Origin of the sequence: Curtobacterium sp. MWU13-2055 (assembly GCF_023242305.1) — a bacterium.
In the GTDB taxonomy this organism is placed as follows: Bacteria; Actinomycetota; Actinomycetes; order Actinomycetales; family Microbacteriaceae; genus Curtobacterium.
This window is the reverse complement of record NZ_JALLIO010000002.1, coordinates 369,783-393,827: the sequence shown is the minus strand read 5'-3', so window position 1 is coordinate 393,827 and position 24,045 is coordinate 369,783. Positions and strand designations below refer to the sequence as shown.

Below are 24,045 nucleotides of genomic sequence, written 5' to 3'. Positions count from 1 at the left end.
AGGGGGAGCACGAAGCGCGCACCGTCGGGCGTTTCGAAGAGGGGAGGTGTCAAACGGATGCGCGGCATCCGTTTGTCGACAGTGTAGACCGAAACGGAAGGTCCGCATCCACTTATTCCCAGAAAGTTCAACTAGGTTCGGCATCGTGAGCACCACCGAGTCCGCGCCCGACCTCGAGCGCCCGCTGCGCGCCGATGCGGCACGCAACCGCGAGCTGATCCTGCAGACCGCTCGCAAGTGCTTCGCGGAGCGCGGGCTGTCGGTCACCCTGAACGACATCGCGCACGAAGCGGGGGTCGGTGTCGGCACCGTGTACCGACGCTTCGCCGACAAGGACTCCCTGATCGAGGCGCTGCTCGCCACCAAGTTCGAGGCGATGAACGACGCAGCGGCCCGCGCCGCCGACGTCGTCGACCCGCGCGAGGCCCTGCGGGTCTACCTGACCGGGGTGTTCGAGTTCCGCGCCCGCGACCGTGCGCTCGCCGACGCCATCGTGCGTGCGGGCAAGGCGCGTCCGTCGATCGTGCAGGAGCGTGACCGGTTGGAACGCCAGGTCTCCGCGATCATCGGTCGGGCCGAGACCGCCGGGGTGGTCCGCGCCGGCTTCGACTACCGCGACCTGCCGATGCTCACCGCCATGGTGGGTGCGGTGGCCGATGCCACGCGCGAGCACGACCCGAACGCCTGGCGCCGGTACGCCGAACTCCTCATCGAGGGCGTCCTGCCGCAGACCCGGACCGCGCCGAGCATGGTCGGCGACCCGCTCGACCGCGAGTCGATCGAGCGCGCGCTGCACGCGCAGTCCTGACGCGTCCCCGCGGACCGCGCGCGGCTCGGCCGCCAACCGACCCCGGACGGGAGGCCCGTGGCGGGCCCGACCCGTGCCTCCTGTCCGGCGGTCTGGTCGCGACCAGTGCGCCGGGCCGGTCGCGACCAGCGCGCCGGGCCGGTGGCGAACAGCGCGCCGGGCCGACACCCGACGCGCGCTACAGCCAGCTCGGCAGCCAGTAGTGCGACCGGATGAAGTCCCACGGCACCTGGATCGCGGTCCACATCGGGTACCAGTACGCCGACGCGAGCACCACCACGACCAGGTACACGCCGACCCAGACGATCGCCCGGGTCCGTCGGGGCCGCGGATCGGTCCGTGACCCGAGCACCAACCCGATCGCCGCCGCCAGCGCCATCACCATGAAGGGCTCGAAGGCGATCGTGTAGAACTGGAAGACCGTCCGGTTGACGTACATCAGCCACGGTAGGTAGCCCGCGGCGACGCCGAGCAGGACGAAGCCGTACTGCCACTGTCGGCGCAGGATCCAGAGCACGAGCAGCGCCACGGTCGCGATGACCGCCGCGTACCAGATGAACGGGTTCGCAACGCCGGTGATCGCCTCGCCGCAGCGGCTCGCCGAGCAGCCGTCCTGGCCGGCATCGGTGCCGACGTAGAACATCGACGTGGGCCGCTGCATCACGAGCCAGAGCAGCGGGTTCGCCTGGTACGAGTGCGGCGTGTGCAGCCCGATGTTGAAGTTGTAGATCTCCGACTGGTAGTGCCACCAGTTCTGCAGACTGTCCGGCACCCACCGGAGCAATCCGGTCCAGCGTTCGCCGCCGGAGGCCAGCCAGTTGCGGTCCCAGCCGTCCTTCGACACGAACCAGCCGGTCCACGACGCGACGTAGGTGACGGCAGCGATCGGCACGGTGAGCAGGAACGAGACCGGGGCCTGCTGCAGCAGCGCGCTCGACGACCAGAACTCGACCCCGGCACGGCGGCGCATCATCATGTCGCTCAGCACGGAGTACACGGCGAAGAACGCCAGGAAGTACATCCCCGACCACTTCGTCGCGGTGGCCAACCCCATCGTCAGCCCCATCGCGAACAGCCACGGACGCCACCAGAGCACGGGCCCCCACAGGGTGTCGCGGCCGGCGGCGACGCGCTCGGCGACCCAGTCGTCGAGCCGCCGCTGACTCCGGCGCCGGTCGAGCAGGAGCGCCCCGAACCCGAGCACGACGAAGAACGTCAGGATCCCGTCGAGCAGCGTCACGCGGGACATCACGATGGCCTGGCCGTCGATCGCGAGCAGGCCGCCGGCGAGCGTGCCGACCAGGGTGGAGCGGAACAGCGACCGGGCGATCACCGCGGTGAGGAACACCGTGGCGATGCCGAGCACGGCGACGGCGAACCGCCAGCCGAACGAGTTGTCCGCCCCGAACAGGAGCATGCCGAGCCCGATCAGGTACTTGCCGAGCGGCGGGTGCGCGATGAACTCCGCGGCGCTGGTGAAGACGTCCGTCTCACCGCTCGAGAACCGGTCGTCGGTCGTCGGGGCGGAGTCGCTGCTCGGGTTCGCCGGCCAGGTGCCCTCGTAGCCGAGGTGGACGATCGACCAGCCGTCCTTGACGTAGTAGGTCTCGTCGAAGACCAGCGAGTGCGGGTTCCCCAGGTTCGCCAGGCGCAGCACGGCGGCGAGCAGCGTCACCGCGATCGGTCCGGCCCAGCGCCACACCGCGACGCGCTGGGCGGTGGAGAGCACCCGCCCCCACCAGTCGTCGAGGCGCGAGCCGACCGGCCCGTCGGGCACGGCCGTGCGGTCGTCGGTCAGCTCGCTGGTCATCGCTGAGCATCCTACGGATCGACCGCATGTCCGCGCTGCGACCGTGCTGCGACGACAATGGGTGGCGTGATCGTCCTCGCAGCAACCCCCATCGGCAACCTCGGGGACGCCTCGCGCCGTCTCGTCGAGACCCTCTCCAACGCCACGGTGGTCGCGGCGGAGGACACCAGGACCGCCATCCACCTCATGCGCGCCCTCGGCATCGAGAACCGTCCGCGGCTCATCGCCCTGCACGAGCACAACGAACGGGCGAAGGCGTCCGAGGTCGTCGAGCTCGCCCGTGACGAGGACGTCGTGGTCCTCACCGACGCCGGTATGCCCGCGATCAGCGACCCCGGCTTCCCGCTCGTCGAGGCAGCGGCCGCCGCGGGCGTCACGGTCACGGCGCTGCCCGGCCCGTCGGCGGTGCTCATGGCGCTCGCCGTCTCCGGACTGCCGACGGACCGCTTCACGTTCGAGGGGTTCCCGACGCGCAAGGGCGGGGAGCGGCGTCGTGCGTTCCAGGCGCTCGCGGGGGAGCAGCGCACGATGGTCTTCTTCGAGTCGCCGCACCGGTTGGCCGAGACGCTCGCCGACATGGCCGTCGGGTTCGGGGGTGACCGTCGTGCCGCCGTCTGCCGCGAGCTCACGAAGCTGTACGAAGAGGTCCGTCGTGGGCCGCTCGACGAGCTCGTCACGTGGGCGTCAGAGGGGGTCCGGGGCGAGATCTGCATCGTCGTCGCCGGTGCCGCCGAGGCCACCGAGGAGGCAACGCTCGACGACGGGGTCCGCCTCGTGCTCGAGCGGGTGGCCGCCGGCATGCGCATGAAGGAGGCCGCAGCGGCGGTCGCGGACGCGACCGGCCTGTCGAAGCGGGACCTGTACGAAGGGGCGCTCGCGGCGCGCTGAGCGGGGCTCGTCACGTTCGCGTCGGCCGGTCTGGAGGCGCGGGGCGGGCCCGCTACGGGCCTCCCGGATCCGGTTTTCCACAGTCCACCGCCGCGCGCGTCATCCGGGTTCCGCGCGCCCGTAGGATGGTCCGCATGTCCGCCGGGTCCTCGTTCAGCATCACCACGCCGATCTTCTACGTGAACGACGTGCCCCACATCGGGCACGCCTACACAGAGGTCGCCGCGGACGTCCTCGCGCGCTGGCACCGGCAGCGGGGTGACGACACCTGGCTGCTCACCGGCACCGACGAGCACGGGCAGAAGATCCTGCGCACCGCCTCGGCGAACGAGGTCACGCCCCAGGAGTGGGCCGACCGACTCGTGACCGAGGCGTGGAAGCCACTGCTCGACACCGTCGACGTGGCCAACGACGACTTCATCCGCACCACCGACGAGCGCCACGAGCGCGGTGTGACGGCGTTCCTGCAGAAGCTCTACGACGACGGCTTCATCTACGCCGGCGAGTTCGAGGGCTTCTACTGCGTGGGCTGCGAGGAGTACAAGCAGCCGAGCGACCTGGTTCCCGGCACCGGTGCGTACGAGGGGCAGCAGGTCTGCGCCATCCACTCGATCCCGGTCGAGGTGCTGTCCGAGCGCAACTACTTCTTCCGGATGTCGGACTTCGAGCAGCGCCTGCTCGACCTGTACGAGTCGAACCCGCTGTTCATCCAGCCGGAGAGCGTCCGCAACGAGATCATCTCGTTCGTGAAGCAGGGCCTCCGCGACCTGTCGATCTCGCGGTCCAGCTTCGACTGGGGCATCAAGATCCCGTGGGACAGCGACCACGTCCTGTACGTGTGGTTCGACGCCCTGCTCAACTACGTCACGGCGCTGGGCTACGGCACCGAGGACGACGAGGCCTTCAAGCGCCTGTGGCCGAGCGTGCACATCGTCGGCAAGGACATCGCCCGCTTCCACGCGGTCATCTGGCCGGCGATGCTCATGGCTGCCGGCCTGCCCGTGCCCGAGCGCGTCTTCGGTCACGGCTGGCTGCTCGTCGGCGGCGAGAAGATGTCCAAGTCGAAGCTGACCGGCATCGCGCCGTCGGAGATCACCGACACCTTCGGCTCCGACGCCTTCCGCTACTACTTCCTCCGCGCCATCACCTTCGGGCAGGACGGCAACTTCAGCTGGGAGGACATCTCGGCGCGGTACCAGGCCGAGCTCGCGAACGGCTTCGGCAACCTGGCCTCGCGCCTGGTCGCGATGCTGCAGAAGTACTTCGACGGCGCAGTGCCGGCGCGCGGCTCGCTGACCGAGTCGGACCAAGCGATCGATGCCCTGGCGGTCTCGGTCACCGAGCGTGCCGACGCCGCCATCGCCGCGTTCGCCCCGCACGAGGCGATCGCTGCCGTCTGGGAGCTCGTCGACGCCCTGAACGGGTACATCACCGAGCAGCAGCCGTGGGCCCTGGCGAAGGACGACGCGAACCGCGAGCGGCTCGGCACCGTCCTGACCACCGCGCTCCGTGGGCTCGGCACCGTCGCGGTCCTGCTCTCCCCGGTGATGCCGAAGGCCACCGAGAAGCTGTGGGCGTCGATCGGTGCCGGCGGCTCGATCGCCGAGCAGCGAGTCGACCGTGCCTTCGAGTGGCAGGGTGCTTCGCACGTCGTGGCGCTCGAGAGTGGGCTGTTCCCGCGCATCGAGCAGTCGGAGCAGGTATCCGCGTGACCGACGCCCACCTCCGCTCCCGTGGCGACGGGGACGGCTCCAAGCGCGACCTGACCTACCCGCCCCTGCCCGAGGCGCTCGTGGTCCCGGTCTACGACAACCACACGCACATGGAGATCGCCGACGGTGGCGACGGGGCGCTCGACTACCGCGAGCACCTCGGCCGGGCATCGAGCGTCGGGGTCCGCGGTGTCGTGCAGGTCGGCACCGACCTGGCGACCTCGCAGTGGTCCGCGTCGATCGCCGCCCGTGAACCCCGCGTGCTCGCAGCGGTCGCGCTGCACCCGAACGAGGCGCCCTCGCTGCAGGAGCAGGGGCTGCTCGACGAGCACCTCGCCGGCATCGAGCGGCTGGCGGCACTGCCCCGCGTCCGGGCGATCGGTGAGACCGGGCTCGACTTCTTCCGCACCGGTGAGGACGGGCGCGACGCCCAGATCCGCTCGTTCGAGGAGCACATCCGCATCGCGAAGGAGCACGGCCTCGCGCTGACCATCCACGACCGCGACGCGCACGACGCCGTGGTCGAGGTGCTCGACCGCGTCGGGGCTCCGGAGCGCACGGTGTTCCACTGCTTCTCCGGCGGACCCGACCTGGCTCGGCTCTGTGCCGAGCGCGGTTGGTACATGTCGTTCGCCGGCACCGTGACGTTCAAGAACGCGGCACTGCTCCGCGAAGCCCTCGTCGTCGCGCCGCGGCACCTGATCATGGTCGAGACGGACGCGCCGTTCCTGACCCCGACGCCGTACCGCGGCCGGCCGAACGCCCCGTACCTGATCCCGATCACCCTGCGGTCGATGGCGGAGACCCTCGGCACCGATGCCTCGATGCTCGCCGCACAGATCGCGTCGAACACCGAACTCGTCTACGGTGCGTGGGACGCCGAGCCCGTGACGGTGGACGAGTAGTGGGCGCGCTGCTCGGTCCGGCCGAGATCCGGGAGCTCGCCGCCGAACTCGACGTGACCCCGACGAAGAAGCTCGGGCAGAACTTCGTGCACGACGCCAACACCGTCCGGCGCATCGTGTCGGTCGCCGGCGTGACGCCGTCGTCCCGCGTGCTCGAGATCGGGCCGGGCCTCGGCTCCCTGACGCTCGGGCTCACCGAGACCGGCGCGCCCGTCACCGCCGTCGAGATCGACAAGCGGCTCGCGGCGAAGCTGCCGTCGACGGTCAGCGTGCTGCAGCCAGCGGCGACGTTGACGGTCGTGCAGCAGGACGCGATGACCGTCGCCGCATCGGACCTCGACACCGAACCGACGCACCTCGTCGCGAACCTGCCCTACAACATCTCGGTGCCCGTGCTGCTGCACCTGCTCGCGACCTTCCCGTCGATCGAGCGGTCGCTCGTGATGGTGCAGGCCGAGGTCGGGTACCGTCTCGCGGCGGGCCCGGGCAGCAAGGTCTACGGGTCGCCGAGCGTCAAGGCCGCCTGGTACGGCTCGTGGAGCACGGCCGGGCTCGTCAGCCGACAGGTCTTCTGGCCCGTCCCGAACGTCGACAGCGTGCTCGTGGCGTTCGACCGGCACGAGCCCCCGGGGGACGAGCGGCTGCGGTCGCGGGTCTTCACCCTGGTCGATGCGGCGTTCCAGCAGCGTCGGAAGATGCTGCGGCAGAGCCTGTCCGGTGTGCTCGGCGGCAGCGCCCACGCCTCCGAGGTCCTGACGGCGGCGGGCATCGACCCGACGGCGCGGGGCGAGGCGATCGGGGTCGACGACTTCGTGCGGCTCGGTCGGACGGTCCTCGCAGCTGCGGAGTAGCTCGTCTCCCGCATCGGATCGGCGAAATACGGAATGTTCGGTGCCGTCCGTTCGGTGCTCCTACGGTTGATCACATCGACCAAGGAGACAGCATGCAGCCGACCGAACCACGCCGACCGAACCGCCGCGGCCTGACCGAGGAACAGCTCACAGCGGGACGTCGTCGCGCCCTGCTCAGCGCGGACCCCGGTCGGCAGCGGGGGCCGAGGATCCTCACCGAAGCCGAACGGCAAGCGCTGTTCGCTCGGACGCCGCGACCTGAAGGCACGTTCGAAGAACGCCGCGAGCGCCGACGGCGCGCGATCGAGTCGATCGATCCGGACTGCCGGGCTGAACCCATCGCGCGCATCCGCCAGGTGGGCTGACCGTGTTCGAGCGGCTCGGATCCGATGAGTTCGACGAGCATCGGGTACTGGAGTTCGACGGATGCACCAGCAGGCCGGATGCTGTCCTCGTTGAGACGAGTTTCATCGAATGCGTGCTGCACCGTGCGGAGCCGCAGCATGGCGGGGCGTCAGCGTTCTGGGACCACCTCGACCTGGCCGACACGCGGATCCTGTACAGCGCGTTCACCGAGTTCGAACTGTTCGAATCGGCCCACCACAGGGGACTGCAGGCCGCACGTCGCCATGTGGCTGCATGGCGAGACCTGCTGCGGTCGACGCAACTGCACTGGGTCGGGATCGATGACGTCAGCGACGGAGTCCCGGGGCTGATCGAGGAGTTCGGCCTGACTGCCTCGGGTGCTGTGCACGTCGCCACGGCTTTCCATTGGGAAGTCGACGGCTTCGTGACGGTCGATCCTGCGTTCGGGGTCGTCGACAAGGAGCGCCTCCCGCTGATCATCGACGCCGAGGGTGCTCAGCTCGCGCGTCGCCTGCGGGCAGGTTCCCAGCGCTGATCCGCGAGGGCGGTGTCCTCCGGCCTACGATGGCGGCATGACCGACGGAACGGTTCGCTCGCACGCGCAGGGGATGGCGCCGGACCGCGTCCTCGCGGCGACGGGCAAGTCACCGGACGAGTGGCACGCGCTGATCGACACGGCGGACGGAGCCACCATCGGGCACGCTGCGATCGCGTCGTGGATCGTGGATCAGGGCGTCGAGCCGTGGTGGGCGCAGGGCATCACCATCGGGTACGAGCAGGCTCGTGGGCTCCGCATCCCCGGGCAGCGCACGGACGGCACCTTCGCGGTGTCGGCCTCACGGCAGGTCCCCGGTGAGCGCGAGGCGGTCCTCGATCGGATCGTGCCGGTGTTCGCGGCCGCACTCGGGTCCACGCCGACGTCCGAGCGCCGCGGCGGCAAGCGCCCGTCGGCCCGGTGGACCTTCCCCGACCGCGAATCCGTGCTGCTGAACACCGAGGACGGTCCCAAGCCCGACACGGTCCGCATCTCGGTGCAGCGGGAACGGCTCACCGGCCCCGAGCGGATGCCCGACGCCAAGGCCGAACTGCAGCAACTGCTCGCCGGACTCTGAGCCCGCGAACGGGGGAGCGCGCGCAGGACCCGCGGACCCCTACGATCGGCGGGTGCGTCGCATCACCCTTTCCCAGTGGCTCGCGATCGTCGCCGTGCTCGGCGGGCTCGTCATCGAGTTCTTCGCCGTACCCGCTGTCGTGCGGGACCCGGCGAACGACGCGGCGTGGGCGGGTGCGGTCCTCGGGGTCGCATTTCCGGTGTTCGGTGTCGCGGTCTCGGCGTTCCGAGACGATCCGAGCGACGTCGATGACGACTTCCGGCCGCCGATGCGCCTCGACCGGCTGGGCCGGGTGGCCGAGGGGGCACTGGCCGTGACGGCGTTCACCGCCGCCTGGGCGGTGACACGGCTGCACCACAAGCCCCTCGACTCGGCGTTGTACAGCGCGGTGATCGCCTCGGCGCTTCCGCTCGCGAGCCGTGCCCTCGATCGGCTCGCCCGTCGCCGTGGTGAGCAGGCCGACGGCGCTGACGACTGACGCGCTCCTCGCACCGTGCGAGGCACACCACGCGTGGTGCGAGGTTCCGTGGTCGGTGCGAGCCGAAGTGCCTCGCACGGAACGCGGAACCTCGCACCGTTCGAGGCGTCGCCCGGGTCAGTGCGCGCGCGACGCCATCGCCTCGAAGATCTGCTGGTGCGTGCCGTCGCGCTCGGCGAACCGGAGCGGCAGCACGTTCTGCACCAGGATCTCGGGCGAATCGCCGGCGGACAGCAGCCCGATGACCTCGTCGGCGAAGGCGTTCAGCGGCATGCCGCCGAAGTCCGCTCCGCCCATCAGGTCGGTCGACACCGCCGGGGGAGCGAGTTCGAGGACCGACACCGGGGTACCGAGCAGCTGCTGACGGAGCGACTGCGTGTACGAGTGGATGCCGGCCTTGGTGGCGTTGTACGTCGGCGTCGCGGTGAGCGGGACGAACGCGAGGCCGGACGAGACCGTGACGATGGTCGAGGCGGGCTGCGCCAGCAGGTGCGGCAGGAACGCGTCGATGAGGCGGATCGTGCCGACCAGGTTGGTCTGGATGATCTCGAGCGCGTCGTGGATGTGGTCGGGGGAGCGCAGGTCCTCGTTGCGCATGATCCCCGACATGGTGACGAGGGCGTCGAGCGACGGGTACGCCTCGAGGACGGAGGCGGCGGCCTTCTCGATGGATGCGGCGTCGCTCACGTCGATCTGCACGGTGCCGAAGCCGTGCTCGGCGGCGAGCGAGTCGAGGAGCGACTGGCGACGCCCGCCGATGACGACGGTGCTGCCCGCGGCCTGCAGGCGCTGGGCCAGGGCGAGGCCGATGCCGGAGGTCGCGCCGGGGATGAAGACGGTGGAGTTCGTGATGTCCATGTCCACCACCATGCGCTGTCGTCGGCAACCCATCCAGACCTCGGTCATCGGGGGATCGGCGATCCCTGGCACGGCGGCGCGAACCGGACGACAATCGGGACCATGGACCGCGCTGCACTCGCCGACTTCCTCCGCCGTCGCCGCGAACTGCTGCGCCCTGAGGACGTCGGCCTCGGTCAGGGACCACGACGCCGGACGCCTGGTCTCCGGCGCGAAGAAGTCGCTGCGCTCGCGGGCATGTCGGTCGACTACTACACGCGTCTGGAACAGCAGCGCGGACCGCAGCCGTCGGAGCAGATGATCGCCGCGATCGCCCGGGCGCTCCGCTGCAGCCTCGACGAACGCGACCACCTGTTCCACCTCGCGGGGCAGAACGCGCCGACCCGGTTGCACCGCGCCGACCACGTCGACCCCGCGATCCTGCGGGTGCTCGACCGGCTCGAGGACACCCCCGCGATCGTGGTCAGCCACCTGGGGGAGACGCTGGTCGAGAACCGGCTCGCGGCGGCGCTGCTCGGGTCGTCCGTCAGCCTGCCCGGCAACGAGCGCTACCAGGCGTGGCGGTGGTTCGTGACCGGCGACGAGCTCGCGAAGTACGCGCCGGAGCAACACGAGCGACTGGCCCGGGTCGTGGTGGCGTCGCTGCGGGCTGCGGTGGGGCTGGCCGGACCGGGGGACCGTCGGGCCACCGAGCTGATCGCCGAGCTCGAGACCCGCAGCCCCGAGTTCCGCGAGCTCTGGGCACTGCACGAGGTGACGAGTCGCTGGTCCGACAACAAGACGATCGTGCAGCCGCAGCTCGGCCGGATCACCGTCGACTGCCAGGTCCTGCACACCGACGACCAAGCCCAGGCGCTGCTGCTCTTCACCGCACCCCCAGGGTCCGAGGACGCGCAGAAGCTCGAGCTCCTCGGCGTCGTCGGCCAGCAGGCTTTCGCGGGCTGACGACCTCGCACGGTGCGGGTCCGTCCGGCTCGTGCGAGGTTGGTCGAGCCCGCACGGTGCGAGGCCGATGATCCCGTGCGCCGTTGACCGCTCGGTGCCGCGCTTCATCCCGCCACCGAGCGATCAGCCTCGCACCGGCCGGACAAGCGCGCACCGTGCGACCCGGACCCCGGCTCCCCCCCGGGCGCTCCACGCGAAGCAACCGCGCGTCACACACTTGGCCGCGTGCGGTATACCGTGCCTAGGGTGGGCGGGTGAGCACTCCCCGCGTGTACGTCATCCACGAGAACCCCGAGTGGTTCCCGCCGCTCGCCGCAGCCTTCGAGGCCGAGGGCGTCCCGGTGCAGGAGATCCTGCTGACCGAGGGACAGATCGACCTCGGTGCCGAGCCGGAGCCCGGTGTGTACTGGTCGCGCATGTCGGCGTCGAGCCACACCCGCGGCCACGAGCACAGCAAGGAGTACACCCGCGCGGTCCTCGGCTGGCTCGAACGATCGGGTCGCCAGGTCGTCGGCGGCAGCCACGTGCTCGAGCTCGAGGTGTCCAAGGTCGCCCAGCACGGGCTGCTGCAGCACGCCGGGTTCGACGTGCCGCGCACCACCGCCGTGTTCGGCACGACGACGCTCAAGCAGGCCGCGCGTACCTTCACGCACGGCCAGGACGTCCCGTTCATCACGAAGCACAACCAGGGCGGCAAGGGCCTGGGCGTCCGGCGCTTCGACTCGCTCGCCGAGTTCGACGCCTACGTCGACTCGCCGGAGTTCGAGGCGCCGGTCGACGGCATCACGCTGCTGCAGGAGTTCCTGACGGCCCGTGAGCCCTTCATCACCCGTGTCGAGTTCGTCGGGGGCGAGTTCGTGTACGCCGTCCGAGTCGACACGAGCGCCGGCAGCTTCGAGCTGTGCCCGGCCGACGCGTGCGAGGTCCCCCAGGTCATCGCCGGAGCGGTCTGCGACGTGCCCGGCACCGAGACGGCCGGAGCGCCCCCGGCGTTCAGCGTCCGGACCGAGGTCACGGCCGAGCACCCGCTCGTCCAGCAGCTCCGCACGTTCCTCGCCGACCAGCGCGTCACGATCGCGGGCGTCGAGTTCATGGAGACCACGGACGGCCGCACGGTCGTCTACGACATCAACACGAACACGAACTACAACCCCGCCGTCGAGGAGTCCGCGCCGGCCTCCGGCCCGCGTTCCATCGCGCGCTACCTCGGTGGCCTGCTGGAGACGCAGTACGCGGCGCAACTCACGGCCTGAGCACGCAAGAACCACCGGACAGGAGGCCCGTGGCGGGCCCGCCACGGGCCTCCCGTCCGTTCCGCGCCCCTTCCCGGGCACTCCCCACCTCCCCAAGGAACTCACCCCGTGCGATTCGGATACTGGACCCCGCTCTTCGGCGGCTGGCTGCGCAACGTCGACAACGAGAACATGCCGGTCACCTTCGACTACGTGAAGCGGCTGGCGCAGCGCGCCGAGCGGATCGGCTTCGACCTGACGCTCGTGCCGGAGCTCAACCTCAACGACATCAAGGGCACGGCGGCGCCGTCGCTCGAGGCCTGGTCACTCGCCGCGGCCATCGCGGCGACGACCGAGCGCCTCGAGATCATGGCGGCCATGCGCCCCGGCTACCACCTGCCCGCGGTGACGGCGAAGCAGGCGGCGACGATCGACGACATCTCCTGCGGCCGCTTCACGTTCAACGTGGTGAGCGCGTGGTGGGCGGAGGAGGCCAAGCAGTACGGCGGCATCTTCTCGGAGCACGACGACCGCTACAAGCGGACGGCGGAGTTCGTCGAGGTCATGAAGGGGATGTGGCGGGAGACGCCGTACTCGTTCTCGGGCGAGTACTACGACATCGAGAACGCGCACCTCGAGCCGAAGCCCCGCGTGACCCCGCGCATCTACGCCGGCGGCGAGAGCGAGGCGGGCAAGGCCGCGATCACCGGGTACGCCGACGCCTACGTGACCCACGGCGGCACGGTCGAGGAACTCCGCACGAAGATCGCCGAGATGAAGCAGCGCCGCATCGACGCCGGACTGCCGCCGTTCGAGGCGTTCGGCATGGCCGCGTACGTCATCGTCCGCGAGACCGAGGAAGAGGCACAGGCCGAACTCGCGCGGATCACCGACGTGCAGCACGGCAACGCGTACGAGTCGTACCAGGACTTCATCTCGAAGTCGCAGCTCGAGCACGTCCCCTCGCTCGAGGACTACTCGGTGTCGAACCGCGGCCTGCGCCCCGGGTTCGTCGGAACGCCGGCACAGGTCGCTGCCCGGATCAAGGAGTTCGAGGACGCCGGGGTGGACACGCTGTTGCTGCAGTTCTCGCCGCAGCTCGAGGAGATGGACCGCTTCGGCGAACAGGTCATCCCGCTCGTCCGCCCGTCGGTGGTCGCGGCGTCCGAGGCGGTCGTCTGATGGGCACGACCGAGGAGGAGTGGGCGTTCGAGACCCGGCAGATCCGCGCGGGCTTCAAGGCCGACCCGGGGTTCGGTGGCAACGTCCCGCCGATCGCCCAGACCGCGGCCTTCGTCTACCCGTCCGGTGAGGACGCGGCGGACCGCTTCATGCTCAACGCCCCGGGGCACACGTACTCGCGCGTGAACAACCCGTCGGCGGCCGCGCTCGAGCGGCGCATCGCGGACCTCGAGGGTGGCGTCGGGGCGCTCGCGCTGGCGTCCGGCCAGGCGGCCACCTCGTTGGCGGTCCTCGGCGTCGCCCGGGCCGGTGACCACGTCGTGTCGAGTGCCTCGCTGTACGGCGCGACGTACACGCTGTTCGCGTCGACGCTGCACGACCTCGGCATCGCGTTCACCTTCGTGCAGGACCCCACGGACCTGGACGAGTGGGCTGCCGCGGTGCGTCCGGAGACGAAGGCGTTCTTCGGGGAGTCGATCCCGAACCCGCGCGGTGACGTCCTGGACTTCGCCGGGGTGGCCGGTGTCGCGCACGACGCCGGCGTCCCGCTCATCGTCGACAACACCATCGCGACGCCGTACCTGGTCCGGCCGATCGAGCACGGCGCCGACATCGTCGTGCACTCGGCGACGAAGTACCTGGCCGGGCACGGCAGCGCCATCGCCGGACTCATCGTGGACAGCGGCAACTTCGACTGGGCGGCTTTTCCGGAGCGGTTCCCGCAGCTCGCGACCGCCGAACAGTCCGGGTTCGCGAACACGGACTTCGCCGAGAAGTTCGGGCGGCGCGCGTTCATCCAGCGCACCCGGTCGAAGCTCTCCGCCGACCTCGGTCCGGCGATCGCCCCCTTCAACGCCTTCCTGGTGCTGCAAGGCATCCAGACGCTCTCCCTGCGGATGGAGCGGCACGTGTCGAACGCGGCCGCCGTCGCGTCGTGGCTGGACGCGCACGACCAAGTGCTCGGCGTGCACTACGCGGGACTGCCGTCGTCGCCGTGGCACCACCTGCAGCAGCGGTACGTGCCGAAGGGGCCGTCGGCGGTCCTGGCGTTCGACCTGGACGGCGGGGTCGAGGCCGGACGGCGGTTCGTGGCCGCCCTCGAGCTGTTCGACCACGTGTCGAACATCGGTGACGTCCGGTCGCTCGTCGTGCACCCGGCGTCGACGACCCACGTGCAGATGACGTCGTCGGAGCGGGCTGCGGCCGGTGTCGGCGACGGGCTCATCCGGCTGTCGATCGGCCTCGAGCACATCGACGACGTCCTCGCCGACCTCGCGCGGGGCTTCGCGGCAGCCGCAGCGGGATAGGTTGGGGGCATGACCACGTTGGCCGCCCCGACCCGCGTGCGGACGCGCGCCCCCGGCAAGATCAACGTGTTCCTGTCCGTCGGTGCGCTGCAGGACGACGGCTACCACGACGTGGCGACCGCGTACCAGGCCGTGTCGCTGTACGAAGACGTCACGGCCGAGCACGCCGACGACTTCTCGGTGACCTTCACCGGCCCGATCGACACGTCGAACGTGCCGGTCGACGAGTCGAACCTGGCGATCCGTGCGGCCCGGCTGGTGGCCGACGCCGCTGGGCACCGGGGCGGAGTCCGGTTGACGATCGACAAGCAGGTGCCGGTGGCCGGCGGCATGGGTGGTGGCTCGGCGGACGCCGCGGCCACGCTGCTCGCCGTGGACACGCTCTGGGGCACCGCCCTCGGGCGTGAGGAACTGCTCCGTCTCGCCGCGCAGCTCGGCGCGGACGTGCCGTTCGCCTTCGCCGGTGGCACGGCCGTGGGCACCGGCCGCGGCGACGAACTCAGCCCCGCGCTGGCGAAGGGCGAGTTCCACTGGGTCCTCGCGCTGAGCGACGACGGCCTGTCGACCCCGGCGGTCTACCGTGCGCTCGACGAGCACCGGGAGCGCTACCGCGCCGACATCGCACCGGCGCCGTCCCACCCCGTGGTGGAGTCGAACGTGCTGCAGGCGCTGCGTGCCGGCGACCCCGACCTGCTCGCCGACTGCGTCCACAACGACCTGCAGGCCCCGGCCATGCGGCTGCAGCCCGGACTCGCGTCGACCCTCGAACTCGGCGAGAAGGCCGGAGCGCTCGCGGGTCTGGTGTCGGGCAGCGGTCCGACGGTGGCGTTCCTGGTCGGTGACCGTGACGCCGCGCTCGAACTGCAGGTCGAGCTCAGCGCTGCCGGCCTGGTCGCGCTCCGTGCCACCGGTCCGGTGCACGGCGCCCGCCTCGTGCACTGACAGTACGACAGACCCTGACCGTACGACAGACGCTGACCGTACGACGGAGCACTGACCGGCCGTCAGCTCAGCGGCTGTACTTCCACAGGATGACCGTGTCGGTGTGCCAGTACCGCACCACGTGGAAGCCCTGGTCCTTGAGCGTCTCGGAGACCTCGGGGCGGATGTTCCGCGACTTGGCGCCGACGAACCAGACGGTGTCGATGTCGGCCAGGCGTGCCGGCACGGTCGTGGCGATGTCGCCGTTCACGTTCCAGAGCTCACCACGCTGCGCACCCGTGCTCGCCACCGCCAGGTCCCGCATGCCGCTGAAGGCCTCGGGGTAGGCGTCGGCGATGACCTGCGCCGTCGCGGTCGGGTGTTCCCACACGCTGCCGTAGATCACCCCTTCGTCCGAGTCGGTGGTCACGTTCCGCTCGCGTTCGATGATCGCCGCCGCGTTCGCCCAGTGCGAGGACTGCTTGGCGTGCGGCAGCCGGACGATCGTCGACGTCGGCACGGACACCAGGACCATGGCCACGACGGCCATCGCGATCCAGCGTCGCGGCCGGAGGGCCGTGATCGCCAGGCCGATCAGGAGCGCCACGAACGGCAGACTGATGCTCGCGTACTTGGGGGAGTACAGGTGCTCGCCGGCGGCGGTCGCGGCGACCAGGAGCGCGGTGGGCACGATCGTCAGGGGCACGGCGACCCGGACGGCCTGCATGCGGAGCACGTCGCGGGCGGCCGGCGACGGGCGTCGGGTCGCGCGCACCGCCAGCACGACGGCGACGATCATGAGCAGCCACCCGAGGGTGGCGTACGGGTAGACGACCCCGAACCACGCGGTCGCGAACACCTGGCGCAGGGTGGCCCAACCGATGCCGGTGATCCACCCGACCTGCTTGGCCTGACCGGCGGCGAGTCCGATGAACGGCAGGACGACCACGGCTGCGGCGGAGGCGGCGACGGCCCAGCGGACGACGACGGCGCGGTCCACCATCGCCGAGGGCACCGTGCCGCTGCGATCCGTCACCGTGGCCTGCCGTCGGGCTGCCCGGTCGGCGACGCCGGTCCACGCGAGCACGACGCCGTGCGCCACGACGGCGAGGGACAGGTAGACGTTGAACAGCACGGCCACGGCCGCCAGCACGCCGTAGACGACCCACCACCGCGTCGCGTGGTGCCGCACCCGCGTGCGACGGACCGCGGTCAGGCCGACGAGTGTGAGCAGCGCGGCGAAGGTGGTGACGGTCGCGTACGGGCGGCCCTCGGTGCCGGCCCAGGCGACGCGGGGCAGCAGCAGGAAGACCAGACCGGAGACGACCCCGAGCCGGACACCGCCGAGCCGCCGGCCGAGCGCCACCACGAGGGCGGCGGCGATCCCGATCGCCAGGGCACTCGGGAAGCGGAGCGTGAACGGGGAGTAGCCGACCAGCGCGAGCCAGACGTGCATGAGCGCGTAGTACAGACCGTGCACAGCGTCGACGTTCTGCAGCTCCGCCCAGAGCGCCGGCCAGCTGCGCTGCGCGCTCGTCAGGGTGGCGGCTTCGTCGTACCAGACCGACGGCACCCACGTGAAGGCGGCGGCGACGACCACTCCGACCACGCCGACGGTGATCTCCGGCGCACGCACCAAGGTCCGCACGGTCGACAGGGCGAGTGCCCAGAGCCGTGCGCGCGTCGACGAGTCCGACGTCGTGCGTCGGACCGTGACGGTGCCGGTGCGGGGAGAACTCACGCCCGCGACCGTACCGAGCGGCACTGAGCATCCGCCGCGTCCACCCGCTGAGCATTCACATGCAGGGATTCGGTGCGACCGGCCAGAATGACGGGATGGACCCCCTCGTCGCCCCCGTCGCAGCGCTCTCCCCGTGGCGGACACGGCTCGGCTCGCGGACCGCTGCCCTGTCCGACGTCGGCGGCGTCGGGCTCCGCCGGCTGGCCGCTTCACGCGTCCTGGTGGTCGGCGCCGGCGGGCTCGGGGCTCCCGTCGTCGCGTACCTCGCGGGGGTCGGACGGCTCACGGTCGTCGACCCCGACGTGGTCGACGCGTCGAACCTCGCGCGCCAGACGCTCTTCACCGCGGCCGACGTCGGATCGTCGAAGGCCGAGGTCGCCGTCGCCCGCGCCCGCGCCGTCGACCCGGAACTCGACGCCGTCGCCGTGGTCGGGTCCTTCACCCCGGAGCTCGTCGCCGGGCACGACGTGGTCGTCGACGCGGCGGACTCCGTCCTGGTCACCCGAGCGGTCTCGGACGCCTGCGCCGACGCCGGCGTGCCGTTCGTCTGGGGCACGGTGCTCGGTCACGACGGCCAGGTCAGCGTGTTCCGCGACGCCGGACCGGACGGCGTCGACTTCCACGACCTGCACCCCGAGGCCCTGCCCGACGAGGGCTCCTGCGCCCTGGACGGCGTCGTGCCGGCACTGTGCGGCGCCGTCGGAGCGGTGATGGCCGGACAGGTGCTGGCCCTGGTCACCGGCACCGGCGAACCGCTGCTCGGGCGCGTCCTGACCGTCGACGCACGCCGCTGGCGGTGGAGCGAGAGCCCCGTCCGGCGCGGACCGGCATCACACCGACCCGTCGTGGTCGCTCCCGCGCGGACCGACCGCATCGCCCCGTCGGCGCTCGCCGCGCGCCTGGCCGACCCGGCGGACCCGGTGGTCGTCGTCGACGTGCGCACCGACGCCGAACGGGCGGACGGCGTCGTCGCCGGAGCCGTTCCGGACGACGCCGATGCGGCGGACGTGGTCGTCTACTGCGCCCGTGGCCCGCGTGCGGACGCGTGGGCTGCCGCACAACCGGCCTGGAGGCACGTGGCGGTCCTCGACGGCGGGTTCGAGGCCTGGCGCCGTGAAGGGTTGCCCGTGGCGAACGGGCTGATGTCCTGATCCGACACCGATCGGGTCCAGAGCGCCGCTTCCGCGGCTAGGATCGTCGCATCATGACGCAACTGCGGATCCGCGATGCTGCTGCCTTCCTCGGGGTGAGTGACGACACCGTGCGCCGACTCGTCGACGGGGGCACCTTCGACCGGGCCACCGACGACGCCGGTCGCGCCGTCGTCGACGGTCGACAGGTGGCCGAGTACGCCCGGGCACGGAGCACCGAGCTGGCAGCACCGGACACCGGCGTGAAGAGCTCGGCACGGAACCGCTTCGTCGGCATCGTCACCGACCTGGTCGTCGAAACCGTGATGGCGCAGGTCGAACTGCAGTGCGGACCGCACCGCGTCGTCTCGCTCATGAGCGCCGAGGCGGTGCGCGACCTCGGGCTCGAGGTCGGGTCCGTCGCCGTCGCATCCGTCAAGGCCACGATGGTCACCGTCGAGGCGCCCACCCACCAGGAGGACCCCCGATGACCCGTCGTTCCCGCTCGCTGCTCGTGCCCCTCGCCGTCGTCGCGGCGCTCGGCCTGGCGTCGTGTTCCACCGCCGACGCTCCGGCCGGGTCGTCGTCGCCGTCATCGTCGTCGAGCGCGGACGCAGGCGTGTCGGGCTCGATCACGGTGTTCGCGGCGGCGTCGCTCCAGAAGACCTTCACCACGCTCGGCAAGGCCTTCGAGCTCGCGAACCCCGGCGCCTCGATCGAGTTCTCGTTCGCGGGGTCGAGCGACCTCGTCACCCAGATCCAGAACGGCGCCCCCGCCGACGTGTTCGCCTCCGCCGACGAGGCGAACATGGCGAAGCTGTCCGCGACCGACCTGGCGAGCGGGTCACCGGAGGACTTCGCGACGAACGTCCTCGAGATCGCCGTCGCGCCGGGCAACCCGAAGGGCATCACGAGCCTCGACGACCTGACCGGCTCCGACGTCCAGCTCGTCACGTGCGCCGCCCCGGTGCCGTGCGGCGCCGCGACGGCGAAGGTCGAGTCCGCCTCGGGCGTCGACCTGCAGCCCGTCAGCGAGGAGCAGTCCGTCACCGACGTGCTCGGCAAGGTCGAGTCCGGTCAGGCCGACGCCGGGCTGGTCTACGTGACCGACGTGCAGGGTGCCGACGGCAAGGTCGACGGTGTCCCGTTCGACGAGTCGAGCAAGGCCGTCAACACGTACCCGATCGGCGTGCTCAAGGCGTCCGAGGACCCGGAGCTCGCGCAGGCGTTCTCCGACTACGTCCGGTCCGCCACCGGCCAGAAGGTGCTCACCGCCGCCGGGTTCGGGAAGCCGTGACCCGTGGCCTCGCGGGCTGACGGACGGCCGCCGGTCGCCTGGTGGCTCCCGCTGCCCGCGGTGCTGGGCGGCCTGTTCGTCGTCGTCCCCGTGCTCGCGATGCTCGGTCGGGTCGACTGGTCGTCGTTCGTCGCCCTCGTCACCTCGACGGCGTCGCTCACGGCCCTCGGGCTCAGCCTCGGCACCGCGCTGGCCGCCACGGCCGTCGCGTTCGTGCTCGGGTACCCGCTCGCCGTGCTGTTCGCCCGGTCCCGGTCACGGTGGGTGGGCGTCGCCCGCGCCGTCGTGCTGCTGCCGCTCGTGCTGCCGCCCGTCGTCGGCGGACTCGCGCTGCTGGCGGCGTTCGGTCGCCTCGGGGTGGTCGGGGCGTTCCTCGACGACCACGGGTTGCACATCGCGTTCACCACCACCGCGGTCGTCATCGCGCAGACGTTCGTCGCCATGCCGTTCCTGGTGTCCTCGATCGAGGGCGCGCTCCGCGTCGAGGGGGACCGGTACGAGCGGGTCGCCGCGACCCTCGGCGCCGGTCCCACCCGCACGTTCCTCACCGTCACGACCCCGAGGGTCCTGCCCGGCATCGTCTCCGGACTGGTGCTCTGCTTCGCGCGAGCGCTCGGGGAGTTCGGCGCGACCCTGACCTTCGCGGGCAGCCTGCAGGGGGTCACCCGGACCCTGCCGCTGGAGATCTACCTGCAGCGCGAGGTCGATCCGGACACCGCCGTGGCACTGGCGGTCGTGCTCGTCGTGGTCGCCGTCGTGGTCATCGGCGCCTCGTCGCTCCGGACCCGGGGCGTCGCAGCGTGACCGGGGTCACCGCGCGCATCGTCGTCGAGCGACGCGGGGTCGACGTCGCCCTCGAGGTCGCGGCAGGGGAGTGCGTGGCCGTCATCGGGCCGAACGGCGCGGGCAAGTCCACGGTGGTCGAGGCCCTTGCCGGCCTGCTGCCGATCGACGCCGGACAGGTGGTCCTCGGCGGCACCGTCGTGTCGGACCGGCGGCGGACCGTCCCCGCACACCGCCGCCGCATCGGACTCGTCGCCCAGCGGCCCGACCTGTTCCCGTTCCTCGACGTGGTCGGCAACGTGGCGTTCGGCCCGCGGGCAGCCGGCGTCCGACGCGCCGCGGCCCGTGCCCGCGCGCTCCGTGCCCTGGCGGCCGTCGGCATCGACGACCTGGCGGGACGGAGCCCCGATGCGCTGTCCGGCGGGCAGGCCCAGCGCGTCGCCATCGCCCGGGCGCTCGCCACCGACCCGGCGGTCCTGCTGCTCGACGAACCGACGTCGGCGCTCGACGTCGCCGCGCGCGACGAGGTCCGTGCGGCCCTCCGCACCGCGATCGGCGGGCGTCCGAGCGTCCTGGTCACGCACGACCCGGTCGAGGTCGTCGCCCTGGCCGACCGGGTGGTCGTCGTCGAGCACGGCCGGGTCGTCGAGGACGGCACCCCAGCGGCCGTGCTCGGACGGCCCACGAGTGCCTTCGCGGCGGCGTTCTCCGGACTCGCGCTGGTGCGCGGGACCGCCACCGCGGGTGGGATCGCGACCGACGGCGGGGGCGAGTTGGCATCGGGGACGCACGCCGTGCCTCCCGGTCGGCCCGCCCTGGGCGCCTTCCACCCGACGGCCGCCGTGCTCACGCGGGACGGCGCCGGACCGGAGCGCACCGTCACGTCGCTCGAACCGCGGGACGGTCTGGTGCGGGTGCGCGCCGGCGACCTGGTCGCGAACCTGACCCTGGCTCGGGTCACGGCACTCGGCATCGGGCCTGGCGACGCGGTCCACGTCGACGTTCCCGCGTCCGAACTGGCGGTGTACGCGCCGCGCGGTTGAGACAATGGACGGATGACCTCCTGGTTCCCCAAGGCGTGGCCCGTGGCCATCCCGATCCTGGCGGCCGTCGTGCTCGCGTTCTCGTACGGCCGCTACGGACTCGGCACCGTGGTCGTGGCGATCGTCGCGGTCGTGCTCGCCGCCACCGTGCTCGCGGCGGTGCACCACGCCGAGGTCGTCGCGCACCGGGTCGGGGAACCGTTCGGGTCACTCGTGCTCGCCGTGGCGGTCACGATCATCGAGGTCGCGCTCATCATCTCGCTGTCGAGCTCCGGCGGCGCCCAGGCCGAGACCCTGGCGCGCGACACGGTGTTCTCGGCCGTGATGATCACGATGAACGGGCTGGTCGGTCTCGCGATCCTGATCGGGACGCTCCGGCACAACACCGTGCGCTTCAACCAGGAGGGCGCGAGCGCCGCGACGATGACGGTGGCCGCGCTCGCGGTGCTGACCCTGGTGCTGCCGACGTTCACCACCGGCACCGACGACGCGTCCTTCACCGGGACGCAGCTCGTCTTCGTGGCCGTGGCGTCGATCGTGCTCTACGGGCTGTTCGTCGTGACGCAGACCGTGGCCCACCGGGACTTCTTCCTGCCCGTGAACCGGTCAGGGGGTGTGCTCGCCGAGTCCGAGGACGCCCACGCCGCCCGGCCGACCGGTCGCGCGACGATGATCTCGCTCGCACTGCTCGTCGTCGCGCTCGTCGCCGTCGTCGGGCTCGCCAAGGTCGAGTCGCCCGCGATCGAGGCCGGCGTGGCCGCGGTCGGGTTCCCGCCGTCGTTCGTCGGCGTCGTGATCGCCCTGCTCATCCTGCTGCCCGAGGGCATCGCGGCGTCGAAGGCTGCCGCCCGCAACCGGATCCAGACGAGCCTGAACCTGGCGATGGGGTCGGCGATGGCGTCGATCGGTCTGACGATCCCCTCCATCGCGGTGGCGTCGCTCTTCATGCCGGGCACGCTGCTGCTCGGGCTCGGGTCGTCGCAGATCGTGCTGCTCGCGCTGACGATCGTCGCCGCGGTGCTCACCGTGCTGCCGGGGCGGGCGACGCGACTGCAGGGCGGGGTGCACCTGGTGATCTTCGCCGCGTTCATCGTGCTGTCCGTCTCGCCGTAGGGGGGCGCGGCGGCCGCGGCCGGGCGGCGCGGCGGCGGCGGCGTACCTGGTCGAATCGGGCGTACCTGGTCGGAAGTTCTGCCCCGGTATGCCCGGAAACACCAGGCATCGCGGGCGTTCTGGGAAAGAACGGACACAGGGCGCGCAGGCACGGGGACGAGTCGGGAGTACCAGGTCGTTCCGGGCGTACCTGGTCGGAAGTTCTGCCCCGGTGTGCCCGGAAACACCAGGCATCGCGGGCGTTCTGGGAAGGAACGGGCGGGGGCGCTCAGCCGCCGGCGAACGGGGGCATGACGTCGACGACCGCGACCCCGGACAGCGCGGTGGCCCGGTCGCGGGTGGTCACGCCGTCGACCAGGTACGAGCACCGCTCCTGCAGCGCACTCCATCGCGATGGGTCGGTGGCGGTGACCTCGCGCAGCGCCTCGTCGAGCGTGCCGGCCGCGGTGGTCAGCGTGTCCGCGCCGACCGCCGCACGGGCAGCGGCGAAGAACCGGATCGTGGTCACCGCTCAGCCGCCGATCGCGCTCATGCCGCGCGTCGGGTGCACGAGCTCGTCGCTGTCGTCGCCGTGGTCGCGCGGCTTCGCCCACATCGCCCGGCGCCACAGCTCGGCCAGGTCGTCGTCGGAGACCCCCGCGCGCATCGGGCCGAGCACGTCGGTCTCCGCGTCGGAGAACAGGCAGCTCCTGACGTTGCCGTCGGCGGTCAACCGGGTGCGGGTGCAGTCGGCGCAGAAGGACTCGGTGATGCTCGCGATGATGCCCACGGTGCCGAGTGACGCACCGGAGCGCGCATCCTGCACCCGGTACCGCTCGGCCGGGGCGCCGTCACGCGGTGCCTCGTCCGGCGTCAGCACGAACGACGACGCCAGCAGCGCCCGGGTCTCGGCAGCGGTCACCATCTCGGTGCGGTCCCAAGCGTGGTCGGGGTCGAGCGGCATCTGCTCGATGAACCGCAGCTCGTAGCCGCGGTCGAGGCACCACCGCAGCAGCTCCGGCGCAGCCTCGTCGTTGATCCCGCGCAGCAGCACCGCGTTGACCTTGATGTCGAGGCCGGCGTCGTGGGCGGCGGACAGCCCGGCGATGACCTTCTCGAGGAACGGGCGGCGGGTCACGGTGGTGAACACGTCCGGGTCGACGGTGTCGAGCGACACGTTCACGCGCCGCAGCCCGGCGTCGTACAGGGCCTGGGCGCGGTGGGCGAGACCGATGGCGTTCGTGGTGAGCGACAGCTCCGGGGCGTCGGGCAGCGCGGCGCACCGGGCGATCACGTCGACCAGGTCGTGCCGGAGCATCGGCTCGCCGCCGGTGAACCGCACCTTGCGCACGCCGAAGCGCGACGACCCGATCCGGACCAGCCGCTCGATCTCGGCGGCGGTCATCAGGGCGTCGTCGGGGGCGAAGGGCAGCCCGGCGGCCGGCATGCAGTAGGTGCAGCGCAGGTTGCACCGTTCGGTCAGCGACACCCGCAGGTCGATCGCACGGCGCCCGAAGCGGTCGACGAGCCCGCCGGACGCCGGGTCCACGGTCGTGCCGAGCAGGGTCGCGGGTGCCATGCGGC

General features: G+C 71.6%; 24 protein-coding genes. 19 read left to right on the top strand and 5 right to left on the bottom strand.

Annotation, left to right across the window (positions count from 1 at the left end; all coding sequences use genetic code 11):
• Positions 1 to 145 precede the first annotated feature (145 nt).
• Positions 146 to 808: a TetR/AcrR family transcriptional regulator gene (locus M4960_RS06610; RefSeq protein WP_159574131.1), complete on the top strand. Its 663-nt coding sequence runs from the start codon at positions 146 to 148 to the stop codon at positions 806 to 808.
• A gap of 178 nt (positions 809 to 986) precedes the next feature.
• On the opposite strand, the gene M4960_RS06605 is transcribed toward M4960_RS06610, so the two are convergent.
• On the bottom strand, positions 987 to 2,618 hold the full coding sequence (locus M4960_RS06605; protein WP_123291815.1) for a dolichyl-phosphate-mannose--protein mannosyltransferase: 1,632 nt from the start codon (positions 2,616 to 2,618) through the stop codon (positions 987 to 989).
• Between the two features lie 66 nt (positions 2,619 to 2,684).
• On the opposite strand from M4960_RS06605, the gene rsmI reads away from it, so the two are divergent.
• The 7 genes from rsmI (at position 2,685) to M4960_RS06570 (ending at position 8,930) form a co-directional block, all read left to right on the top strand.
• The gene (gene rsmI, locus M4960_RS06600) at positions 2,685 to 3,506 is read left to right on the top strand and encodes a 16S rRNA (cytidine(1402)-2'-O)-methyltransferase (RefSeq protein ID WP_123292295.1); all 822 of its coding nucleotides are present in this window, start codon (positions 2,685 to 2,687) and stop codon (positions 3,504 to 3,506) included.
• A 134-nt stretch (positions 3,507 to 3,640) separates the two neighbouring features.
• Complete coding sequence (metG, locus tag M4960_RS06595) at positions 3,641 to 5,218, top strand: methionine--tRNA ligase (protein ID WP_248703806.1); 1,578 nt, start codon at positions 3,641 to 3,643, stop codon at positions 5,216 to 5,218.
• Positions 5,215 to 6,123: a TatD family hydrolase gene (locus tag M4960_RS06590; protein WP_248703805.1), complete on the top strand. Its 909-nt coding sequence runs from the start codon at positions 5,215 to 5,217 to the stop codon at positions 6,121 to 6,123. The genes metG and M4960_RS06590 overlap by 4 nt, the downstream gene beginning before the upstream one ends.
• On the top strand, positions 6,123 to 6,974 hold the full coding sequence (gene rsmA / locus M4960_RS06585) for a 16S rRNA (adenine(1518)-N(6)/adenine(1519)-N(6))-dimethyltransferase RsmA (protein ID WP_248703804.1): 852 nt from the start codon (positions 6,123 to 6,125) through the stop codon (positions 6,972 to 6,974). The genes M4960_RS06590 and rsmA overlap by 1 nt, the downstream gene beginning before the upstream one ends.
• 367 nt (positions 6,975 to 7,341) lie before the next feature.
• Positions 7,342 to 7,875, top strand: coding sequence for a type II toxin-antitoxin system VapC family toxin (locus tag M4960_RS06580; RefSeq protein ID WP_123291820.1), 534 nt, complete (start codon positions 7,342 to 7,344; stop codon positions 7,873 to 7,875).
• Between the two features lie 37 nt (positions 7,876 to 7,912).
• Positions 7,913 to 8,452, top strand: a complete 540-nt coding sequence (locus tag M4960_RS06575) for a DUF4287 domain-containing protein (RefSeq protein ID WP_248703803.1) — start codon at positions 7,913 to 7,915, stop codon at positions 8,450 to 8,452.
• A 52-nt stretch (positions 8,453 to 8,504) separates the two neighbouring features.
• Positions 8,505 to 8,930 carry a hypothetical protein gene (locus M4960_RS06570; RefSeq protein WP_123291822.1) on the top strand — a complete coding sequence of 142 codons (426 nt, stop codon included), beginning with the start codon at positions 8,505 to 8,507 and terminating at the stop codon, positions 8,928 to 8,930.
• Between the two features lie 117 nt (positions 8,931 to 9,047).
• Here the strand turns inward: M4960_RS06570 and M4960_RS06565 are convergent, their stop codons facing one another.
• On the bottom strand, positions 9,048 to 9,788 hold the full coding sequence (locus M4960_RS06565) for an SDR family oxidoreductase (protein WP_159574139.1): 741 nt from the start codon (positions 9,786 to 9,788) through the stop codon (positions 9,048 to 9,050).
• Positions 9,789 to 9,890: 102 nt separating this feature from the next.
• Here M4960_RS06565 and M4960_RS06560 point away from each other — a divergent pair, with 102 nt between their 5' ends.
• From M4960_RS06560 to M4960_RS06540, 5 genes are all read left to right on the top strand, one after another.
• Entirely contained in the window at positions 9,891 to 10,733 is an 843-nt protein-coding gene (locus M4960_RS06560; protein WP_111084701.1) for a helix-turn-helix transcriptional regulator, read from the top strand.
• A gap of 254 nt (positions 10,734 to 10,987) precedes the next feature.
• Positions 10,988 to 11,986, top strand: a complete 999-nt coding sequence (locus M4960_RS06555) for a RimK family alpha-L-glutamate ligase (protein ID WP_248703802.1) — start codon at positions 10,988 to 10,990, stop codon at positions 11,984 to 11,986.
• A gap of 108 nt (positions 11,987 to 12,094) precedes the next feature.
• Positions 12,095 to 13,147, top strand: a complete 1,053-nt coding sequence (locus tag M4960_RS06550; protein WP_131880469.1) for an LLM class flavin-dependent oxidoreductase — start codon at positions 12,095 to 12,097, stop codon at positions 13,145 to 13,147.
• Entirely contained in the window at positions 13,147 to 14,454 is a 1,308-nt protein-coding gene (locus M4960_RS06545) for an O-acetylhomoserine aminocarboxypropyltransferase/cysteine synthase family protein (protein ID WP_123291826.1), read from the top strand. The genes M4960_RS06550 and M4960_RS06545 overlap by 1 nt, the downstream gene beginning before the upstream one ends.
• 9 nt (positions 14,455 to 14,463) lie before the next feature.
• Positions 14,464 to 15,396 (top strand): 4-(cytidine 5'-diphospho)-2-C-methyl-D-erythritol kinase, encoded by a 933-nt coding sequence (locus M4960_RS06540; RefSeq protein ID WP_111084697.1) that lies wholly within the window; start codon positions 14,464 to 14,466, stop codon positions 15,394 to 15,396.
• A gap of 67 nt (positions 15,397 to 15,463) precedes the next feature.
• Here M4960_RS06540 and M4960_RS06535 read toward each other — a convergent pair whose 3' ends face one another.
• On the bottom strand, positions 15,464 to 17,116 hold the full coding sequence (locus tag M4960_RS06535; protein WP_248703801.1) for a glycosyltransferase family 39 protein: 1,653 nt from the start codon (positions 17,114 to 17,116) through the stop codon (positions 15,464 to 15,466).
• Positions 17,117 to 17,211: 95 nt separating this feature from the next.
• Here M4960_RS06535 and M4960_RS06530 point away from each other — a divergent pair, with 95 nt between their 5' ends.
• From M4960_RS06530 to M4960_RS06505, 6 genes are read left to right on the top strand one after another with little or no spacing between them, the layout of a single operon-like run.
• Positions 17,212 to 18,267 (top strand): HesA/MoeB/ThiF family protein, encoded by a 1,056-nt coding sequence (locus M4960_RS06530; RefSeq protein ID WP_248703800.1) that lies wholly within the window; start codon positions 17,212 to 17,214, stop codon positions 18,265 to 18,267.
• Positions 18,268 to 18,320: 53 nt separating this feature from the next.
• Positions 18,321 to 18,737: a molybdopterin-binding protein gene (locus tag M4960_RS06525; RefSeq protein WP_248703799.1), complete on the top strand. Its 417-nt coding sequence runs from the start codon at positions 18,321 to 18,323 to the stop codon at positions 18,735 to 18,737.
• On the top strand, positions 18,734 to 19,543 hold the full coding sequence (gene modA, locus M4960_RS06520; protein ID WP_248703798.1) for a molybdate ABC transporter substrate-binding protein: 810 nt from the start codon (positions 18,734 to 18,736) through the stop codon (positions 19,541 to 19,543). The genes M4960_RS06525 and modA overlap by 4 nt, the downstream gene beginning before the upstream one ends.
• A gap of 3 nt (positions 19,544 to 19,546) precedes the next feature.
• The gene (locus M4960_RS06515) at positions 19,547 to 20,347 is read left to right on the top strand and encodes an ABC transporter permease (protein WP_248703797.1); all 801 of its coding nucleotides are present in this window, start codon (positions 19,547 to 19,549) and stop codon (positions 20,345 to 20,347) included.
• Positions 20,344 to 21,369: an ABC transporter ATP-binding protein gene (locus tag M4960_RS06510; protein ID WP_248703796.1), complete on the top strand. Its 1,026-nt coding sequence runs from the start codon at positions 20,344 to 20,346 to the stop codon at positions 21,367 to 21,369. The genes M4960_RS06515 and M4960_RS06510 overlap by 4 nt, the downstream gene beginning before the upstream one ends.
• A gap of 12 nt (positions 21,370 to 21,381) precedes the next feature.
• Positions 21,382 to 22,482, top strand: coding sequence for a calcium:proton antiporter (locus tag M4960_RS06505; protein WP_131880481.1), 1,101 nt, complete (start codon positions 21,382 to 21,384; stop codon positions 22,480 to 22,482).
• Between the two features lie 268 nt (positions 22,483 to 22,750).
• Here M4960_RS06505 and M4960_RS06500 read toward each other — a convergent pair whose 3' ends face one another.
• Complete coding sequence (locus tag M4960_RS06500; protein WP_123291834.1) at positions 22,751 to 22,990, bottom strand: MoaD/ThiS family protein; 240 nt, start codon at positions 22,988 to 22,990, stop codon at positions 22,751 to 22,753.
• Positions 22,991 to 22,993: 3 nt separating this feature from the next.
• Positions 22,994 to 24,040, bottom strand: coding sequence for a GTP 3',8-cyclase MoaA (moaA, locus tag M4960_RS06495; protein ID WP_248703795.1), 1,047 nt, complete (start codon positions 24,038 to 24,040; stop codon positions 22,994 to 22,996).
• Positions 24,041 to 24,045: the final 5 nt, after the last annotated feature.

Excerpts from the sequence above, each read along its gene's own strand:
- moaA (WP_248703795.1), bottom strand. The coding sequence starts at position 24,040 with ATGGCACCCGCGACCCTGCTCGGCACGACCGTGGACCCGGCGTCCGGC.
- M4960_RS06505 (WP_131880481.1), top strand. The coding sequence starts at position 21,382 with ATGACCTCCTGGTTCCCCAAGGCGTGGCCCGTGGCCATCCCGATCCTG.
- M4960_RS06540 (WP_111084697.1), top strand. The coding sequence starts at position 14,464 with ATGACCACGTTGGCCGCCCCGACCCGCGTGCGGACGCGCGCCCCCGGC.
- M4960_RS06530 (WP_248703800.1), top strand. The coding sequence starts at position 17,212 with ATGGACCCCCTCGTCGCCCCCGTCGCAGCGCTCTCCCCGTGGCGGACA.
- M4960_RS06560 (WP_111084701.1), top strand. The coding sequence starts at position 9,891 with ATGGACCGCGCTGCACTCGCCGACTTCCTCCGCCGTCGCCGCGAACTG.
- M4960_RS06575 (WP_248703803.1), top strand. The coding sequence starts at position 7,913 with ATGACCGACGGAACGGTTCGCTCGCACGCGCAGGGGATGGCGCCGGAC.
- M4960_RS06525 (WP_248703799.1), top strand. The coding sequence starts at position 18,321 with ATGACGCAACTGCGGATCCGCGATGCTGCTGCCTTCCTCGGGGTGAGT.
- M4960_RS06605 (WP_123291815.1), bottom strand. The coding sequence starts at position 2,618 with ATGACCAGCGAGCTGACCGACGACCGCACGGCCGTGCCCGACGGGCCG.
- metG (WP_248703806.1), top strand. The coding sequence starts at position 3,641 with ATGTCCGCCGGGTCCTCGTTCAGCATCACCACGCCGATCTTCTACGTG.
- modA (WP_248703798.1), top strand. The coding sequence starts at position 18,734 with ATGACCCGTCGTTCCCGCTCGCTGCTCGTGCCCCTCGCCGTCGTCGCG.
- M4960_RS06545 (WP_123291826.1), top strand. The coding sequence starts at position 13,147 with ATGGGCACGACCGAGGAGGAGTGGGCGTTCGAGACCCGGCAGATCCGC.
- M4960_RS06565 (WP_159574139.1), bottom strand. The coding sequence starts at position 9,788 with ATGGACATCACGAACTCCACCGTCTTCATCCCCGGCGCGACCTCCGGC.